18 protein-coding genes are annotated in these 17,590 nt (G+C 60.9%); 7 read left to right on the plus strand and 11 right to left on the minus strand.

What is annotated here, in order from left to right; translation table 11 throughout:
- Positions 1 to 159: 159 nt before the first annotated feature.
- The 3 genes from DNK06_RS19630 to DNK06_RS19640 form a co-directional block, all read right to left on the minus strand.
- Complete coding sequence (locus tag DNK06_RS19630; protein WP_131181686.1) at positions 160 to 1,224, minus strand: AI-2E family transporter; 1,065 nt, start codon at positions 1,222 to 1,224, stop codon at positions 160 to 162.
- 91 nt (positions 1,225 to 1,315) lie between these two features.
- Entirely contained in the window at positions 1,316 to 2,998 is a 1,683-nt protein-coding gene (locus DNK06_RS19635) for a methyl-accepting chemotaxis protein (protein WP_131181687.1), read from the minus strand.
- A 191-nt stretch (positions 2,999 to 3,189) separates the two neighbouring features.
- On the minus strand, positions 3,190 to 4,506 hold the full coding sequence (locus tag DNK06_RS19640; RefSeq protein WP_131181688.1) for a Na+/H+ antiporter family protein: 1,317 nt from the start codon (positions 4,504 to 4,506) through the stop codon (positions 3,190 to 3,192).
- A gap of 240 nt (positions 4,507 to 4,746) precedes the next feature.
- Here DNK06_RS19640 and DNK06_RS19645 point away from each other — a divergent pair, with 240 nt between their 5' ends.
- Positions 4,747 to 5,343, plus strand: coding sequence for an NADPH-dependent FMN reductase (locus tag DNK06_RS19645; RefSeq protein WP_131181689.1), 597 nt, complete (start codon positions 4,747 to 4,749; stop codon positions 5,341 to 5,343).
- A gap of 21 nt (positions 5,344 to 5,364) precedes the next feature.
- Here DNK06_RS19645 and DNK06_RS19650 read toward each other — a convergent pair whose 3' ends face one another.
- From DNK06_RS19650 to DNK06_RS19665, 4 genes are read right to left on the minus strand one after another with little or no spacing between them, the layout of a single operon-like run.
- Entirely contained in the window at positions 5,365 to 6,687 is a 1,323-nt protein-coding gene (locus DNK06_RS19650; protein ID WP_131181690.1) for a sensor histidine kinase, read from the minus strand.
- On the minus strand, positions 6,684 to 7,352 hold the full coding sequence (locus DNK06_RS19655; protein WP_131181691.1) for a response regulator transcription factor: 669 nt from the start codon (positions 7,350 to 7,352) through the stop codon (positions 6,684 to 6,686). The genes DNK06_RS19650 and DNK06_RS19655 overlap by 4 nt, the downstream gene beginning before the upstream one ends.
- A 1-nt stretch (position 7,353) precedes the next feature.
- On the minus strand, positions 7,354 to 7,668 hold the full coding sequence (locus tag DNK06_RS19660) for a PepSY domain-containing protein (RefSeq protein ID WP_131181692.1): 315 nt from the start codon (positions 7,666 to 7,668) through the stop codon (positions 7,354 to 7,356).
- Positions 7,668 to 7,976: a PepSY domain-containing protein gene (locus DNK06_RS19665; RefSeq protein WP_131181693.1), complete on the minus strand. Its 309-nt coding sequence runs from the start codon at positions 7,974 to 7,976 to the stop codon at positions 7,668 to 7,670. The genes DNK06_RS19660 and DNK06_RS19665 overlap by 1 nt, the downstream gene beginning before the upstream one ends.
- A gap of 115 nt (positions 7,977 to 8,091) precedes the next feature.
- On the opposite strand from DNK06_RS19665, the gene DNK06_RS19670 reads away from it, so the two are divergent.
- From DNK06_RS19670 to DNK06_RS19695, 6 genes are all read left to right on the plus strand, one after another.
- Positions 8,092 to 9,171, plus strand: a complete 1,080-nt coding sequence (locus DNK06_RS19670) for a patatin-like phospholipase domain-containing protein (RefSeq protein WP_131181694.1) — start codon at positions 8,092 to 8,094, stop codon at positions 9,169 to 9,171.
- A gap of 363 nt (positions 9,172 to 9,534) precedes the next feature.
- A complete protein-coding gene (locus DNK06_RS19675; RefSeq protein ID WP_131181695.1) occupies positions 9,535 to 9,804 on the plus strand; it encodes a hypothetical protein in 270 nt (89 codons plus the stop codon).
- Positions 9,805 to 10,098: 294 nt separating this feature from the next.
- On the plus strand, positions 10,099 to 11,124 hold the full coding sequence (locus DNK06_RS19680; RefSeq protein ID WP_131181696.1) for a DNA topoisomerase IB: 1,026 nt from the start codon (positions 10,099 to 10,101) through the stop codon (positions 11,122 to 11,124).
- A gap of 96 nt (positions 11,125 to 11,220) precedes the next feature.
- On the plus strand, positions 11,221 to 12,231 hold the full coding sequence (locus DNK06_RS19685; RefSeq protein WP_131181697.1) for a GlxA family transcriptional regulator: 1,011 nt from the start codon (positions 11,221 to 11,223) through the stop codon (positions 12,229 to 12,231).
- Positions 12,224 to 12,475 (plus strand): DUF1272 domain-containing protein, encoded by a 252-nt coding sequence (locus DNK06_RS19690; protein WP_131181698.1) that lies wholly within the window; start codon positions 12,224 to 12,226, stop codon positions 12,473 to 12,475. Before DNK06_RS19685 ends, DNK06_RS19690 begins: the two co-directional genes overlap by 8 nt.
- Positions 12,462 to 13,625: an MFS transporter gene (locus DNK06_RS19695; RefSeq protein WP_242674727.1), complete on the plus strand. Its 1,164-nt coding sequence runs from the start codon at positions 12,462 to 12,464 to the stop codon at positions 13,623 to 13,625. Before DNK06_RS19690 ends, DNK06_RS19695 begins: the two co-directional genes overlap by 14 nt.
- Positions 13,626 to 13,629: 4 nt before the next feature.
- Here the strand turns inward: DNK06_RS19695 and DNK06_RS19700 are convergent, their stop codons facing one another.
- The 4 genes from DNK06_RS19700 to DNK06_RS19715 all read right to left on the minus strand — a co-directional run bounded on the left by DNK06_RS19700 (position 13,630) and on the right by DNK06_RS19715 (position 17,476).
- The gene (locus tag DNK06_RS19700; protein WP_131181700.1) at positions 13,630 to 14,586 is read right to left on the minus strand and encodes a sensor domain-containing diguanylate cyclase; all 957 of its coding nucleotides are present in this window, start codon (positions 14,584 to 14,586) and stop codon (positions 13,630 to 13,632) included.
- Positions 14,587 to 14,591: 5 nt separating this feature from the next.
- Entirely contained in the window at positions 14,592 to 15,593 is a 1,002-nt protein-coding gene (locus DNK06_RS19705) for a response regulator (protein WP_131181701.1), read from the minus strand.
- A 207-nt stretch (positions 15,594 to 15,800) separates the two neighbouring features.
- Positions 15,801 to 16,385 (minus strand): Fe-S biogenesis protein NfuA, encoded by a 585-nt coding sequence (nfuA, locus tag DNK06_RS19710; protein ID WP_070883354.1) that lies wholly within the window; start codon positions 16,383 to 16,385, stop codon positions 15,801 to 15,803.
- A 59-nt stretch (positions 16,386 to 16,444) separates the two neighbouring features.
- Positions 16,445 to 17,476, minus strand: coding sequence for an acyltransferase family protein (locus DNK06_RS19715; protein ID WP_131181702.1), 1,032 nt, complete (start codon positions 17,474 to 17,476; stop codon positions 16,445 to 16,447).
- Positions 17,477 to 17,590: the final 114 nt, after the last annotated feature.

Below are 17,590 nucleotides of genomic sequence, written 5' to 3' on the forward strand. Positions count from 1 at the left end.
CGGAAACAGGCTGCTTTGCTCGCGACCTTCGCCCTGGATATAGCCCATAAACGACAATGCCCCTATCAACCGATAGAGGCATTGTCTTCAACTCGCCTTCAGACTGCTAGGTTTTCACACAGTCTGCCTGGGGCAGCCGTTTTTTCTTTCGACGTCGCGTTATTCCGGCAATCTGACCGTCTTCTTGCCAGCGCTGAACAGGTTCCAGCTGGCAACGAACAGCGCCGCGACCAGCGGGCCGAGAACGAAGCCGTTCAGGCCAAACAGTGCCATGCCGCCCAGGGTGGAAATCAGGATCAGGTAGTCGGGCATGCGGGTGTCCTTGCCGACCAGAATTGGACGCAGGATGTTGTCTACCAGGCCGATCACCAGCACACCGAACAGGGTCAGCACCACACTCTGCCAAATGCTGCCGTTGAGAAACAGGTAAATGGCCACCGGGGCCCAGACGAGGCCCGCCCCGACCGCCGGCAGCAGCGACAGAAAGGCCATCAGTACGCCCCACAGCAACGGGCTGGAAATGCCCAGCCCCCAGAAGATCAAGCCGCCCAAAGCGCCCTGTACCGCAGCAACGACGATATTGCCTTTCACCGTGGCGCGTACCACCCGGGTGAACTTGATCTGCAAGCGACGCTTGGTGTTTTCGCCCAGCGGAATGGCCATGCGGATATCGCGCACCAGTTCCTGCCCATCGCGCAGCAGGAAAAAAAGCAGATAAAGCATGACGAAGAAGCTGATGATGAACTGGAAAGTGCCTTGGCCGATGGCGAACACCTTGGTCGCCAGGTACTGGCTGCCAGCCGCGGCGCTGCTGGAGATCTGCTCACGCAGGCCATCCATATCGTCCATGCCGAAGCGGTCGAGTTGCTGCTGCAGGAACGCTGGCAACATATCCTTGGTACTGGTGACGTAGGCACCGACATCCAGCTCGCCGGACTCGATGCGTTGATAGAGGCTGGTGCCTTCGGCCACCATTGCCGAAGTAATGAAAATCACCGGCAAAATCGCCACCAGCAGACAGATGACCAGCGTCAGCAAAGCCGACAGGTTGCCACGCCCGCCGATGCGCCGGGCCATGCGCCGCTGCAGGGGCGCGAACACCACCGCCAGTGCCACCGCCCAGAACACCGCGCCGTAGAATGGCAAAAGGATCCAGAAAAAAGCGATCGTCACCAGGACGAGCAGGAGGATGAAGGTTTTCTTTTCGAGGGAGGTAGTCGGCATGTTCGGATCACAGGATGGGGTATGCCCATTAGTCACCTGCGGCCCAGACAAAGTGCGAGAAACTTCTTGAAGGCGTCCCTGCCCACGTTGCTCAGATCCTGAACTGACGCACCAACTGCTCCAGGCCCTGCCCCAACTGCGCCAGACTGCGTGCCGTCTGCGCGCCCTGGCGGGTTTCGTCGGCGACGCTGTCCACCGCTCCAGCGATCTGATGCACGCTGCGGTTGATCTCCTCGGCCACTGCGGTCTGTTCCTCGGCGGCGCTGGCGATCTGCGCGTTCATCGCATTGATGGTACCGATCAGCCCGGCGATGGCATCCAGCGAGGTGCCGGCCTTGTTGGCCTGTTCGCTGGTGATGTCGCCGGCATCGCTGGACTGACGCATGGCGTTGACCGCGTCCCGCGTGCCGCTCTGCAGTCGGTCGATCATGCCCTGGATCTCCTGAGTGCTTTGCTGGGTACGACTGGCCAGCGCCCGCACCTCGTCGGCGACCACGGCGAAGCCACGGCCAGCCTCGCCGGCGCGCGCGGCTTCGATGGCCGCATTGAGGGCCAGCAGGTTGGTCTGTTCGGCGATCGAGCGGATCACGTCGAGCACACTGACAATCGAGTGCACGTCCTTCTGCAGGTTATCGAGAGATGTGCCGCTGCCGCGAATGTCGCCGACCAGAGAGTGGATACGTGCGATGCTGCCGTCCACCACCTGTTTGGCCGCCTGGCCTTCGCGATCCGTCTGCTGTGCGGCTTCTGCAGCGCCCTGGGCGCTCTTCGCCACTTCGTGGGCCGCGGCGGACATCTCGTTGATGGCTGTGGCGACCTGATCCGTTTCATGGCGCTGACGCTCCATGGCCTGTTCCGAACGCTGGGCCTGGGCGGAGACCTGGCCGACCAGCTCGGTCAACTGGCCGGTCATTTCGACGATCTGCCGCACCAGACCATGCACCTTCTCGACGAAACGGTTGAACGAGCCGGCCAGCTCTCCCAGCTCGTCGTTGCTGTCGATGGGCAGACGCCGGGTCAGATCGCCCTCGCCGGCGGCGATGTCGTCCAGGTTGGCCTTGATCTGTTGCAACGGACGCAGAAAGGTGTTGCTGAGGATCAGACCGACCACGCCGAACACCACCAGCAACACCCCGCCGATAACCATGATACTGGTGATGATGGTGCCTACACGCTGGTCGATTTCTTCCTGCACCCCGGCGATCTGTGCCTCGACGCCGTCGAGATTCAGCGCTGTACCGATGGCCATGTCCCATTTCGGCAGGTAGTAGCTGTAGGCGAGCTTGGGCACCTGCACCGCCTCGTTACTGGGCAACGGCGAGGAATAATTGACGTAGTAGCTGTTGTCCTTGGCAACGCGCACCAGTTCGCGGTTGATGTACACGCCGTTTACATCGCGCCGATTCGAAAGATCGTTGCCGACGTCCACCGGGCTGGTACTGCGGAACAGTCGCACCACATTGGAATCATGGCCGAAGAAGTAGCCATCCTCGCCGTACTTGATCTTCGCCAGAATGGCGATGGCTTGCTCGCGACTGGCCAGATCGCCATTGGGCGCCGCGTCGTACAACTGCTGTACGGATCCCAGTGCGATGGACATGTAGTTCTGCAGTTCGCTGCGTTTTTCCTCAAGCAGGCGGCTGCGGGTTTCTTCCACCTCCTGCTCGGCCAAACCGTACAGCACCTTGGCCGCAGCACCGCTGAGCACCACAGCGAACAGCAATACGGGGATCAGAGCCAACAGAACGACTTTCGATTTCAAGGTCAGGCGCATTTTTGTTTTCCTTGTGAGCCATACGAAATACAACGGAGCTACCATCCATATCGGCAGCCCCGTCGAGAACGTTAAACCCAACCGTCGAACGGGCACATCATGACCCCGCTCAAAGGCTCGCTTCAGGATGCAAGTGGTTTAGCGGCTGGCGCCTCCAGCCTTTTTAACGCTGCATGAGCGATGCGCAGCCGTCACAGCACCATCGCGGCGACCCAGCCGAACACCAGCAGCGGCAGGTTGTAGTGCAGGAAGGTGGGCACCACGGTGTCCCAGACATGGTTGTGCTGGCCGTCGACATTGAGGCCGGCGGTCGGGCCCAGGGTCGAGTCCGAGGCAGGCGAACCGGCATCGCCAATGGCGCCGGCGGTGCCGACGATGCATACCGTGGCCAGCGGGCTGAAGCCCATTTGCATGCAGAGCGGTACGAAGATCGCGGCAATGATCGGCACCGTGGAAAACGACGAGCCGATGCCCATGGTCACCAGCAGGCCGACCAGCAACATCATCAGCACGCCCAGGCCCTTGCTGTCGCCGATCCACGCGGCGCTGGCGTCCACCAACCCTTTGACTTCGCCGGTCTCGCGCATCACTTCAGCGAAACCCGAGGCGGCGATCATGATGAAACCGATCATCGCCATCATCTTCATGCCTTCGGTGAACAGATCGTCGGTTTCCTTCCAGCGCACGATGCCCGAAGCGGAGAACACCACGAAACCGAGCAGCGCGCCGATGATCATCGAATCGAGCCACAGTTGCGCGCCGAACGCGATGGCCACGGCCACACCCGCTACCACCAGGCTGCGGCGGTTGTAAGCGACATCCACGCGCTCGGTACGCTCGACCAGCGCCAAGTCGTAACTGCGCTTGCGACGGTAGCTGTACAGCGCCAGCAACAGACCCGTGACCATCCCCATGGCCGGGATCAGCATGGCATGGCTGACGTTCACGCCTGTCACATCCACTCCGCTGCGTACCACGTTGGCCAGCAGGATTTCGTTGAGAAAGATGTTGCCGAAACCCACCGGCAGGAACATGTAGGGCGTGATCAGACCGAAGGTGAGCACGCAGGCGATCAGTCGTCGGTCGATCTGCAACCGGGTGATGACGAAAAGCAGCGGTGGCACCAGCAACGGGATGAAGGCGATATGGATCGGCAGGATGTTCTGCGAAGAAATCGCGACTGCCAACAGCAGCCCCACCAGCATCCACTTCAGCGAACCGCCGCCACGCGAATCCTGCCGCCCGACCATGACCAGTGCCTTGTCGGCGAGCGCGTGGGCCAGCCCCGACTTGGCGATCGCCACGGCAAAGGCCCCCAGCAAGGCATAGGAAAGCGCCACGGTGGCACCACCACCCAGACCTTTGTTGAACGCGGCCAGTGAGCCTTCGATGCCCAGACCACCGATCATCCCGCCTGCCAGAGCGCCGACGATCAGCGCCACCACCACGTGCACCCGGCAAAGGCTGAGAATCAGCATGATGCCGACGGCGGCGATAACTGCGTTCATGAAAGGCTCCTGGAATCACCGCGCAAGCGACGGCCCGTTGGGGTGGCAGCCAAGGGTGGCTGTCCACAAAAAGCGTCGCACTCTGCCGGAAGCTGACTTGGGTGTCAAAAATCCGCACGAGAATGGCCACAAGGTTTATCGAACGCACCGCAAGAACGGTTCTAAGCAAATAGCACAAACGTCTTTCCCGCTTCTGGCAACGGGCATTAGCCTCACGCCTTTTATCAATGGAGGATCCACATGCTCGATATCGTCCTGGTTGCCGGCTCAAGCCGCCCTGACAGCCAATCCGCAAAAATCGCCCACTTTCTGCGCCAACGCCTGATCACGCTGGGCAAGACCAGCGCCGAACTGAGCCAGATCATCGATCTGGGCACAGGCCCCCTGCCCCTGTGGCCGGCCGAAGACAAAGGCACCTGGCCGGACTACAGCCAACGTCTGAAAAGTGCCGATGCGGTGGTGGTGATCGCTCCCGAGTGGAACGGTATGGCCGGGCCGGCGATCAAGAACTTCTTCATCTATGCCAGCAAGGCCGAACTGGCGCACAAGCCGGGTCTGCTGGTCGGCGTTTCTTCGGGCATTGGCGGCGGCAGCCCGATCGCCGAGCTGCGCAGCTCGAGCTACAAGAACTGTCGCGTGAACTACCTGCCGGAGCACCTGATCATCCGCCAGGTGACCAAGGTGCTGAACGACGAGCAACCGGTCAGTGAAGACGACATCCGCATTCGTGCGCGTATCGATTACACCCTGGACATCCTCGCTCAGTACGGTGAAGCCCTGAAACCGGTGCGTGCGAACATCGATCTCAGTGATCCGGCGTTCACCAACGGCATGTAAGCGGGCTGGTCGAGCTGCCGTTCAGCGCGTGCGCAGCGGCAGTCCGACCCTGACGCGGAGCCCACCCAGATCACTGTCATGCAGCGATATCGTGCCGCCCCAGGCGTCGACGATATCGCGCACGATGCCCAGCCCCAGGCCGTGTCCGGCGGTCTGCTCATCCAGGCGAATGCCACGGCTGAGCACGTCCTCACGACGCTCGCCTTCGATCCCCGGGCCGTCGTCATCGACCGTGAGAACATAGGCCTCGGCCGTGCGCTCGATATGCAGGCGTACCTGGCTGTCAGCCCATTTGCAGGCGTTATCGAGCAGATTACCGAGCAGTTCCAGCAGATCCTCGCGGTCGCGCGGCAAGCGCAAGTCTGGCGGTGTGGTCTGCCAGCTCAGCTTCAGGTCACTGGCGTGGATCATGCCCAGAGTCGCGAACAATCCCGGCAGTTCTTCCTGGCAATCGAAATGAGCACCGGGCAAGGCTTCGCCGGCCAAGCGGGCACGCCCCAACTCACGAGCGATACGCTGCTCGATCTGTTGCAGATGTTCGATCAGGTTGTCACGCAGCTCCGGGTGGGCGCGCAGTTCGTCCCGAGCAGCCAGATTGACCAGCACCGCCAGCGGCGTCTTCAGGGCGTGCCCGAGGTTGCCGAGGGCGTTGCGTGAGCGCTTCAGGGTTTCTTCGGTGTGGGCCAGCAGATGGTTGATCTGCTCGACCAGGGGCTCCAGCTCCTCGGGCACCCTTTCATCCAGTTCGGAACGCTGGCCTTCCTGCAGTTGGGCGATCTGTACTCGTGTCTGTTCCAGCGGGCGCAGCGCCCGGCTGACGGCCAGGCGCTGCAGCAACAGAATCAGCGCCAGGCTGCCAAGCCCCAGGCCGAGGCCGATGCGTTGCACGCGCCGGAAGCTTTCCAGCACGGGCGTGTAGTCACGCGCCACGGAGATGGTCAATTGTTGGCCAAATCGCCGGTACTCCCCGCGGTAGGCCACCAGCAATTGCCCCTGGGGCCCGTCCTGCAGTTCGGGCTGCAGGCCATCCACATCGCTGGGCTGCAGTTCGCTGTCCCACAGCGAGCGCGAACGCCAGCTCTTGTCGGCGAAGTCGATACGGAAATAAAGACCGGAATAAGGGCGCTGAAAAGCCGCGCTGAGCCGCGACTCATCCAGCTGGATGCCCGAAGGCCCGCGCACCAGCGCGACCAGCAGCGATTGCGCCTCCTCCTCCAGGCCGGACTGCATGTAGCGGCGCAGGCTGTTATCGAACAACCATAGGCAGGTTTGCGCCAGCAGCAGACCAATGACCAGCAGGACGCTGATCAGCCCGAGACTCAGGCGCCGCTGAATCGACCTCAAGCGGCGCTACCGCTGAACCGGTAGCCCTGGCCGCGGCGGGTTTCGATCACCTCACGCCCGAGCTTGCGGCGCAGATGATTGACGTGAACCTCGATGACGTTGGAATCACGCTCGGTTTCACCGTCGTAGAGGTGCTCGGCCAGGTGGCTTTTGGAGAGAATCTGCCCGGCATGCAGCATGAAGTAGCGCAACAGGCGAAACTCCGCGGCGGTCAGTTCGATTTCCTGATCGCCACGGCTGACGCATTGCCGGCCTTCATCCAAATGCAGGCCAGCAGCCTGCAACTGTGGCTGATTGGCCAGGCCACGAGCACGCCGCAGCAGGGCCTGAATGCGCAGCTGCAACTCTTCGGGATGGAAAGGTTTGGTGAGGTAATCGTCGGCACCGACCTTCAGCCCTTCGATACGCTCGGCCCAGGAGCCGCGCGCGGTAAGGATCAGTACCGGGGTAACGAGGCCGCCCTTGCGCCACTCCTGCAACACCTCGAGCCCCGGTTTGCCGGGCAAACCGAGGTCGAGAATGATCAGGTCATAAGGCTCGCTGGCGCCCTGGTAGGCGGCATCGCGGCCATCGGCCAGCCAGTCCACCGCATAGCCCTGCCGGATCAACGAGGCGGTCAGCTCATCAGCAAGAGGAACATGGTCTTCCACCAGCAACAGGCGCATGTCAGTCGTCTACCTCGTCCTTCAGTATCCGCCCATCGTGGGCGTCCAGTTCCAATTCGCGAACCACGCCTTCTTGGGTCAGCAGTTCCACTTCGTAAACGAAGACGTCGTCTTCTTCCTCCAGCTCGGCCTCGAGCAGTGTCGCGCCGGGGTAGCGCTCCAGCGCTGCGCGCATCAACTGGTCAAGCGGCAGGATCACGCCGCTCAGGCGCAGATCCCGCGCCTCGTCCTGATCCAGATCCCGCGCGCTGGCGGCGCAGGTCAGCGTCACCAGCAGCACGATGGAAATGAAGCGTAAAACCGGGGTGCCTTTCATCAATCATCCTGATGGTTCTTGAGGATGGTGCCATTGGTCGCATCCAGTTCGACATCCCATTTGCGACCCTGGGTGTCACGCACTTCTACCTGATAGAGATAGCGACCGTATTCCTCCTCGAGCTCGGTGTCCTCCAGTTTACCGCCCGGATGCTGGGCAAGGGCAGCTTCATTGAGCTTTTCGAAGGACTGGATGGTGCCGGCTTCATACAATTCCAGCGCCTCATCCGGCCCCAGGTCACGGGCCTGGGCGATACCGGCGGTGGCCGTCAGGGCAGCGCCAGCGAACAATGCAGTCAGTTTCTTCACGGTGATCTCCCGGTTATCTGTTTCGACGATGTTCAGATTAAGGGAGGCGACTTAATTCAAACTGAATCGCATACTGTCCGCGCCCTATACTGGCACCTCACACCTGGAGACCGGTATGAGTGCCATTCAGATCAAGTATCCCGCCCTTACCCTCAAAGCCGGCCGCCGCGCTCTTGCGCGCATCCGCGAGCAGAATCTGCAACCGGCGGATGTCGGTACATTGCCGGGTGCCGCGGGTGGCCCCAAGGCGCTCGGTATTCAAGGCCTGGATATCGCGTTGTTCGGTGACTGGCTGGCACGCGTTCCGCGGGAGCGTTCGCTGATCGGCGCTTCGATTGGTTCCTGGCGCTTCGCCAGTGCCTGTTTGCCTGAGCCAGCCGTGGCGTTGCGGCGCCTGGGCGAGCTCTATACCGGCATGCGCTTCGCCAAGGGCGTGAGCATGGTCGAGGTGTCGCGCCGCTGTACGCAGATGCTCGACGAGCTGTTGCAACAGCAGGATGCCGCGGTGCTCGACAACGCCCATTACCGGCTCAATATCGTCGTGGTGAAAAGCCATGGTCGGCTTGCCGAGGACGGGCGACGTACGCTGGGGCTGGGACTCTCGTCGGTGATAGGCAGCAACCTGTTGGGCCGCCCTCGCCTGGCCCGTCACTTCGAACGGGTGATCCTGCACGACGCACGTCTGGCCCCACCACTGCACCCACTCACCGATTTCCCTTCGCGCTGCTTGCCTCTGGATGTCGGCAATCTTCGCCATGCACTGCTGGCTTCCGGCTCGATTCCCTTCGTGATGCAAGGCGTGCGTGACATTCCCGGCGCCGGCCCCGGCACGTACCGCGACGGCGGCCTGCTCGACTATCATCTGGATCTGCCTTACAGCGGTGACGGCATCGTGCTGTACCCGCACTTTACCGATCGCATCATCCCCGGCTGGTTCGACAAGGGCATGCCCTGGCGTCGCGGTGACGCCACGCGCCTGCAGGATGTCCTGCTGCTGGCTCCGTCTCGCGAATACCTGGCACGCCTACCCTACGGCAAGCTGCCGGATCGCAAGGATTTCAGCCGTTTTCTGGGCGACGATGCCGGGCGCGAGCGCTATTGGCGCCTGGCGATGGATGAAAGCCAGCGTCTGGGTGACGAATTTCTCGAGCTGGTTGAAAGCGGCCACCTAGCCGATCATCTGCAGCCTCTTTGAGCCCCAGCATGCCCTTGGCAGCGTCGACCCAAGCAATGTCGGAAAACTGGCAGCAATTCGATCACTGCACCTAAACATTTGCCGCTATTGATAAAAAAACCGGAACCAAATGGAACCGACGCTCTGCGTTATTTTCCTATTAAGTGTTGGTGTCGTTTCAATGGTTGGTAAAGCAACTGACTGTTCTAACCCTTGAAAACTTTGATGCTCGTCAACTTCACAATTTAATTTTCATTTTTTTGAAAAATTAATTCATTTGGATGTGACTTGCAGGGCTCATCGGATCATCAACAGCTATGAACGTCAGCGTTAACACATCGCTGACACTATGAATCATTGGGAAAACCTCGGAGAACCGACCCCATGAACGCTTCGCTGCGTTTCAATGATGCACTGCTGATTGCCGATCGTGCCTTTCAACCTTTTCACTGTGTCGCCTGGACACCCCAGGATGGCACCGGCGTACTGAGCCTGACGGTCGTAGACCGCACCAGCACTCGCCTGATCGATCGCACGCAACTCACCAGCAGCATTTACAGCGATCCGCAAGAATTGGCCAAGGCATTGAAAAAATCCCGCGACGAGCTGAGCCGCAAAGGTTTCGACCTCGCCCCGTGGAGCATGCCGGAATAGAGCGTTAATCGCTCGCCTTTCATTGCTCCCATGAAAGTTGCCGTACCTTTGGTGCGGCAACTTGTCTCGGTATTGAAACATCTCCCTTCCGCTTTACCGATTGGCTCACCGCACCTGGAAAAGACTGAACTTCCCGCCGTATTCGGCTGGCTAAGTCTTTATCCGTCGCAACGAGCTGGCCGGCATGTACAACGTCATTAAAATACCGCTGTCTCCGCTGACGCATTCTGCCGTTCACCACCTTGCTGGCATCACTGTCGCTTCCGCCCCTGGTGCTGTATCGGCGAACCGTCGATGACCGACTCACCGCTAATCCCCGAACTACCGAGTGACCTGCATTACGTCGATGACAGTGGCCCTGGCATCACTCGGCGCAAACTTCGCGGCAAATTCTGCTATTTCGATCCCAGCGGGGAGCGTATTCGCGATACCCGGCAGGTGGCCCGCATCGATGCGTTAGCCATACCGCCCGCTTACGTCGACGTATGGATCTGCCCGGATCCCAAAGGCCACCTGCAAGCCACCGGCCGCGATGCCCGCGGGCGCAAGCAGTACCGCTATCACCCACGCTGGCGTGAAGTACGCGACACCGACAAGTACGCCAATCTGCTGCTGTTCGGCAAAGCCCTGCCGAAATTGCGTCAGGCAGTGGAGCAGCACTTGCTGCTACCCGAGCATGGTCGTGAAAAGGTCATGGCAACGGTCATCACCCTGCTCGACAACACCCTGATCCGCATCGGCAACGTACGCTATGCAAAGGAAAATCGCTCGTACGGCCTGACGACCCTACGCAACCGCCACGTCGAGGTGCAGGGCAGCGCCATTCGTTTCCACTTTCGAGGCAAGAGCGGGATCGAGCATGAAGTGGAAGTCAGCGACAGGCGCCTGGCACGCATCATCCGGCGCTGCCTGGAGCTTCCGGGACAGCACCTGTTCCAGTACCTCGATGCGCAGGGCGACCGCCATACCGTGACCTCCACTGACATCAACGATTACCTGCGCGAGCTGACGGGTGCCGATTTCACTGCCAAGGATTACCGCACCTGGGCCGGCAGTGCCTTGGCGCTGTCGCTCTTGCGCAAGCTCGAATGGCAGCCGGAAAGCTCGGCCAAGAAGCATGTGGCGGCAATGGTCAAGCTGGTCGCCGAGGAGCTGCGCAACACCCCGGCGGTGTGCCGCAAATGCTATATCCACCCAGCGCTGATCGATGCCTTCCACGCTGGCGATCTTTCCGATCTACGCCTGGCAGCGGCCCGCAAGGGGTTGCGCTCGGAAGAAAGCCTGCTGATGCGCTTTCTGGAAAAGCTCCCCAGCGCCTGAGCCACGCCCATAGAGTGGCGAGATATGTGGGGTTAATGTCATTGCCGCCACTCTCTCGCCCGCGCACACTCTGTCCATCTTTCCTGAGGGATCGCCATGGACGACATCAAATGCATCGCCGCCCTGATCTATCCGGACTTCATGAGCCTGGATGTAGTCGGCCCGCTGCAGGTGTTCGCCTCCGCCAATGTGGAGCGTAATCGCCAGGGATTGGGCGATGCTTACCGACTGCTGATACTCGGCGAACGGGCCGGGCCGGTAGCTAGCTCCTCCGGGATGCGCCTGATGGCCGACGCGGCCTGGAGCAATTGTGATCCCGCCGGGCTGGATACCCTGCTGATTCCCGGCGGTATCGGCGAAACGACGCAGTGCGAGAACCAGGCCTTGCTGGCCTGGCTGCGCAGCGCCGAGCCGCATATCCGCAGGCTCGGTTCGGTATGTTCGGGCGCGCTGATCCTGGCTCGTACAGGGCTGCTCGACGGCCAGCGGGTAACCACTCACTGGGCCGATATCGACACACTGCGTCAGCACGCCAGGTTGCGGGTGGATGCCGATTGCCTGCATACCTACGACCCCACTGCAGCCGATGGCAGCCAGCACCTGTTCACGTCCGCCGGCGTGACGGCGGGTATCGATCTTGCCCTGGCGCTGGTGGAAGCCGATCTGGGACGCAGCATGGCGCTGGCCGTGGCACGGCGTCTGGTGATGTTCCTGCGCCGTCCCGGCGGCCAGGCACAATTCAGCGCCCTGCTCGCTCCCGAGCCCAGCCGTACGCCACGTCTTGCCGAATTGCTGGACTGGATTCCCGTCAATCTGGGCGGCGATCTATCCCTGGAAGCGCTGGCCAGCGAAGCAAAGATGGCACCTCGCACCCTGTCCCGCGTTTTCGCCAAGGAATTAGGGATCGGCCCTGCGCGTTATGTGGAACGCATCCGCCTGGAAGCGGCCCGCGCCCTGCTCCAGGACGCCCAGGCATCGATCGGTACGGTCGCTCGTCTGACGGGGTTCGGCCATCCGGAAAACCTGCGCCGGGTCTTTCACAAACATCTGTCCATCAGCCCCCAGGAATACGCCGAACGTTTCGGTCAGGAGAGCTCCCATGCTTGAACTGCGCCCCAACTGCGAATGCTGCGACCGCGACCTGCCACCGGAGTCCAGCGAAGCGCGCATCTGCTCGTTCGAATGCACCTACTGCAGTGAGTGCGCCGACACCCACCTGCGTGGCCACTGCCCGAACTGCATGGGCGAACTGCTGCGCCGGCCAATCCGCCCGGCCGAGAAGCTGTCTGCCAATCCACCGTCGACGTTGCGGGTACTCAAAGCGGGAGGATGTGATGCTGCTATTGCGTAACCGTGCGCTGCTGATCCTGTTCTTCGCTCAGGCGCTGTATTGGAGCTGCTCGCTGATCGGCATCACACTCACTGCGCTGATCGGTATGCAACTGTCGCCGTACAACAGTCTGGCAACCTTGCCTCTGGCTCTGCTGGTGCTGGGTAACCTGATGGCCACTCATCCATTGTCACTGTTCATGCAGCGTCACGGCCGACGTCCCGGGCTGACGCTCGGGGCCGCAGCCGGCATCCTTGGTGGGCTGATCAGCGCCCTGGGCGTCTGGCTGGCGGACTTCAATCTGTTTTGCCTGGGAGCCCTGCCGATCGGCGTTTACCAGGCTTCGGCCATGTACTACCGTTTCGCAGCCTTGGAGACGGTGGATGAAGCCCATAAAGGTCGCGCTGCAGCCTGGGTGATCGGTGGTGGTGTCTGCGCCGCGCTACTTGCACCTACCTTGACGCTGTGGGCGCGTAATGCGCTGAGTACCCCCTTCGTTGGGGCCTATCTGTTGCTGGCCGTGTTGGCGCTACTGGGGCTTTTGTTGCTGAGTGCACTGCGTGAAGGAGCGATCCCGGTCGCTCCGCGTGGCGATATGCGGACACTGTTGGCGCGTCCGGCAATTCGCTCCGCGCTGATCATTACCGCCATTGGCCATGGTTTGATGATCCTGGTGATGAACGCCACACCACTGGCCATGAGTTTTTGCGGCCTGTCCGTGGAAAGTGCTGCACAGGTGATCCAGTGGCACATGCTGGGCATGTTTCTGCCAGCATTGATCGCTGGCCCGCTGGTGGATCGCCTCGGCGGTCGACGTGTAGCAGCGACCGGCATCGCGCTATTGAGCTGCAGCGCCTTGGTCGCACTGATAGGCCAGGCACAGATGTATTTCCTGATTTCCTCGCTGCTACTGGGGATCGGCTGGAATCTCATGCTGGTAGCCGGCACTACGTTGCTTGTCAGCGCCCACAGTGCCGAGGAGCGTGGACGGGCACAGGGACTGATGGAACTGGCTAACGGCAGCGTTGCGGCCTGCGCCGCATTCGCTTCCGGCGCGCTGATCACCGGGCTGGGCTGGAACCTGGTGAATCTGGCCATGCTGCCGGTGCTGGCAATCGCCGTCGTGGCCCTGCTGGCCCGCTCGGCTACGCGTCCACCGGTAACAGGCTGAGCCATCAAGCGCCGAAAACGGTCACCTGGTTGCGGCCGTTGCGCTTGGAGCTGTACAACGCCTGATCGGCCCACTCGATCAGTTGCTGATGGTCATGGCTGGGCCGACTCAGATCCGCCACGCCCAGACTGATGGTGAAGGGAATCACCTGCCCCTCGTGGCTGATCTGCAGGCGCTCGACCACGCCACGCAGGCGTTCGGCGAAGATGCGCCCGCCCGCCGCATCGACATCCGGCAGTAATACCACGAACTCCTCACCACCGTAGCGCCCGGCGATATCGGTGTCGCGAATCTGCTCGCGCACCACCTTGGCCAGGCTCTGGATCACGCTATCGCCCGCCTGGTGGCCGTAGGTATCGTTGACCTTCTTGAAATGATCGATATCGAAGATCACCAGCGAGGCGCTGCTGCCATAACGCCGGTGGCGGGCATGCTCGCGTTTGAGTTCTTCTTCCCAATGCCCGCGATTGTTCAGGCCGGTCAGCCGATCCGTACGCGACAGGTGCTTGAACTGATCGTTCATCGACTGCAACTGGCGCTTGTTCACCGCGACACTGGTGACGTCATAGATGATCAGACACAGGTGTTCGATCCTACTGTTGGTGGCCTGCAGCGGCAGAATGGTGGTGTTCTGATACATGAAATCTTCCAGACCGGTGATCGGCTGGTAGTTCTTGAAACGCACCAGGTAGGGTCGCTGCTCCCAGATGGTGAAGGCTGGCGTACCGAGGGTGGCGACACTTTCCACCTTGCGGCGAAACCAGCTTTCCTCGACCTCCGGGAACAGTTCGAAGAACGATCGCTCGGACGCCTCGCGCGCCGTGCGTCCGGAATGGTTCACCATGAAACTGTTCCACACCTCGACCCGGTAGTCGCGATCCAGCACCACCACACCGACGTCGATGCTCTGCACGATCGCCAGCAGCCAGTGGAATTCGTTCAAATCCATGTTCGCGCCCATGTCTGTCATCCCATCAGGTAGTCGAGTTTGCTGTTCAGCAGCGGCATCGAGTCTTCGGTGAACAGCAACAGCAGGTCGAAATGGATGTTATGCCCTTCAATGCTGTAGCTGACTTCTACCGCCAGGGTCTTGCGCCAGCGTTGGCCGTTGATGCGGATCAGCTCATCGATGGAGGCATGTTCACCCAGCACTTGGGGGTGACCCTGGGAGAAGCTCAGGTCGAGCTGCTCGGCGAGACCGCTCAGGCAGGCGCCGATCAGCACGCTGGACATGTCCAGGAGCATTTCCATGGACGAGCAGCTCTGCTGCTGCCAGTGCATCAGCCTGGCCATGTCGGCCACTTCCGAATCGTGGAAGATCAACAGCGCCTCGCCGCAGATGCCGCCGCCGATATAGCCCTGACATACCGCGGTCAGCCCGTTGCCACGCTGGGCGTCGGCCAGAGCCATATGCAACTCGCTGACTTCGAGGATATTCACGTTGGGGATCGGCAACTGCACGAACACGCCCAGTACCCGGGCGAGCAGCGCTGCTGCCTGGCCCATGGCGACGTTGACCACCTCGCGGAAGGCATCACGGAACGACACCGTGGGCTCGCTCAGTGCAACTGCAGCCGGTGCCGTGAGTGCGGCAGGCGCATCTAGAAAACCCAGCTTGCCTAGCGTCCGAAGCAGCAGCTCCGGGTCGACCGGCTTCTTCAGGAAGGCCAGTGCACCGAGTTCCTGCACGCGGCGTATGGCCTCTTCCTGCACGTCACCGGATACCACGATGGCTTTCTGGGCACGGCCCTCCGCTTTGAGCGCGGCCAGCACGCCATAGCCGTCGAGCACCGGCATGGTCAGGTCGAGCAACAACAGATCGAAATGCGTGGCGCGCAGTTGCTCTAGAGCTTCCTGTCCGTTGCTGGCCTGGCTGACCGTCACCGGCCAGGCCGCGGGCAAGGCTCGCAATAGCTGTTTGCGAGCCATGCTCGAATCGTCGCACACGAGAAGAGATGCTTTCGGCATCAATACGCCCCAAGAAGGTGAGCCTGTTTCCGGCTTTATTACGTTGCGGTGAAAATGCCGACAACGATGGCCCCATCCTAGAGCGTTTCAGGCAAATTGTAGCAAAACGCCATCACGCTTTTACTTTAATCCTGCTTTGTGAACGGGCACACCCTGCAAAACCAACAAGGCGACCGAAGTCGCCTTGTGTGCCTGCAAACACGCCGATCAGTAGTACGCGTTTTCCCGATTGCTGTGATCGGTCACGTCACGCACGCCTTTGAGCTGGGGAATGCGCTCGAGCAGGGTTTTCTCAATACCTTCCTTGAGCGTCAGGTCGGCCTGGCCGCAGCCTTGGCAGCCACCACCGAACTGCAGCACGGCGATACCTTCGTCGACCACGTCGATCAGCGTTACCTGGCCGCCATGGCTGGCCAGACCAGGATTGATCTCGGTCTGCAGGTAGTAGTTGATGCGCTCGTTGAGCGGGCTGTCTTCATTGACCATCGGCACCTTGGCATTCGGCGCCTTGATGGTCAGCTGGCCACCCATGCGGTCGGTGGCGTAGTCGACGACGGCGTCTTCCAGGAACGGCTCGCTGACGGCGTCGATCCAGGCTGTGAAGCTGGCCAGGCCGATGGCCTGGTCTTCGGGCTTCTGCTCGCCGGGCTTGCAATAGGCGATGCAGGTTTCCGCGTACTGGGTTCCCGGTTGGGTGATGAAAACGCGGATGCCGATTCCCGGAGTGTTCTGCTTGCTCAGCAGGTCTGCCAGGTAATCATGGGCGGCATCGGTAATGGTAATAGTGCTCATGGCAACTCCTCACGGTCATGTGGTGAAGTGTACGCCAAATGGCGCCCCTGGATAAAGTCCTACCATTTTACTCGGGATAGTGCCTGAAGCCGATCATTGCCTGCTCGCTCACTGATCCAGATCTTGGCATGCACGAAAAAACGCTTCTCGATCAGCTCGTAGCTGCCCCAGGATGCCAGGGCGATCAGCGGCATGCAGGTGGCAATCACCAGATACGGGTTGAGATCCAGGCTGGCCTGCAGGTACCAGCCCAGCGACAGTACGATCACATGCAGCAGGTACACCGAATACGAGCAATCGCCCATCCGCGCCAACAGACGGTTGTCCTTGAACCAGGGTTCCATGGCGATACAGGCCGCGACGATCAATGCGCTCGGCACGCCCCAGTGCAACAGGCGCATGGAGTTGTCCAGGTGATAGATGGTCAGCAGCGAGCCGGCGATCAGCAACAGCGGCAGCCACAGGCCCTGGCGAATCCAGCCGCGGCTGTAGACCATGCCCAGCAGCACACCAAAGAGGAACTCGTAGACGATGCTGTTGCGGTAGAAATCGCTGATCCACGGCTGCGTCGCCAGCAGTCCGAAGACCAGCAATGTGCTGGTGATAAGTAACAGCCGGAAGCGCTCGGGCACGATGAATGCCAGCGCGAACAGCAGGTAGAAGAACATTTCGTAGTTCAGCGTCCAGCCGACATTGAGAGTGGGATACAGGCCGAAACCAGCGGGGTTCTGCGCGGGAATGAACAGCAGCGACATCATCAGATGCTGCAGCTCGAACTCCTGGGTCGGCATCACTGGATTGGCGAAAGCGATGATCAGCGCGGCAATCAGCGAATACAGCCAGTATGCCGGCACGATACGCAGTGCACGGTTGAGCATGAAACGCCATGGCGTGATGGCCTTGCCCTGAGTGGAGAGATAGATCACCAGCCCGCTGATGATAAAGAAGATATCGACGCCCACGGCGCCCTTGTCGGCGAACAGAGAGCCCATGAAACTATCTGCCTTGAAATCGAAAAACACCTGCATGACATGGTGAAAGACTACTACCCAGGCTGCCAACGCCCGTAATGCCTGCACTGAAATCAGCATAAAACCGCTACTCTCCCTCTCGTTGAAACCGGTACGGGGCAGCCCTGAATCAGGCTGCCACAGCGTCCGACCGCAGCGGCGGGAGAAAGGTCGAGAGAAATACCCGGGCCAGCA

This window comes from Phytopseudomonas daroniae, from assembly GCF_004327285.1.
In the GTDB taxonomy this organism is placed as follows: Bacteria; Pseudomonadota; Gammaproteobacteria; order Pseudomonadales; family Pseudomonadaceae; genus Aquipseudomonas; species Aquipseudomonas daroniae.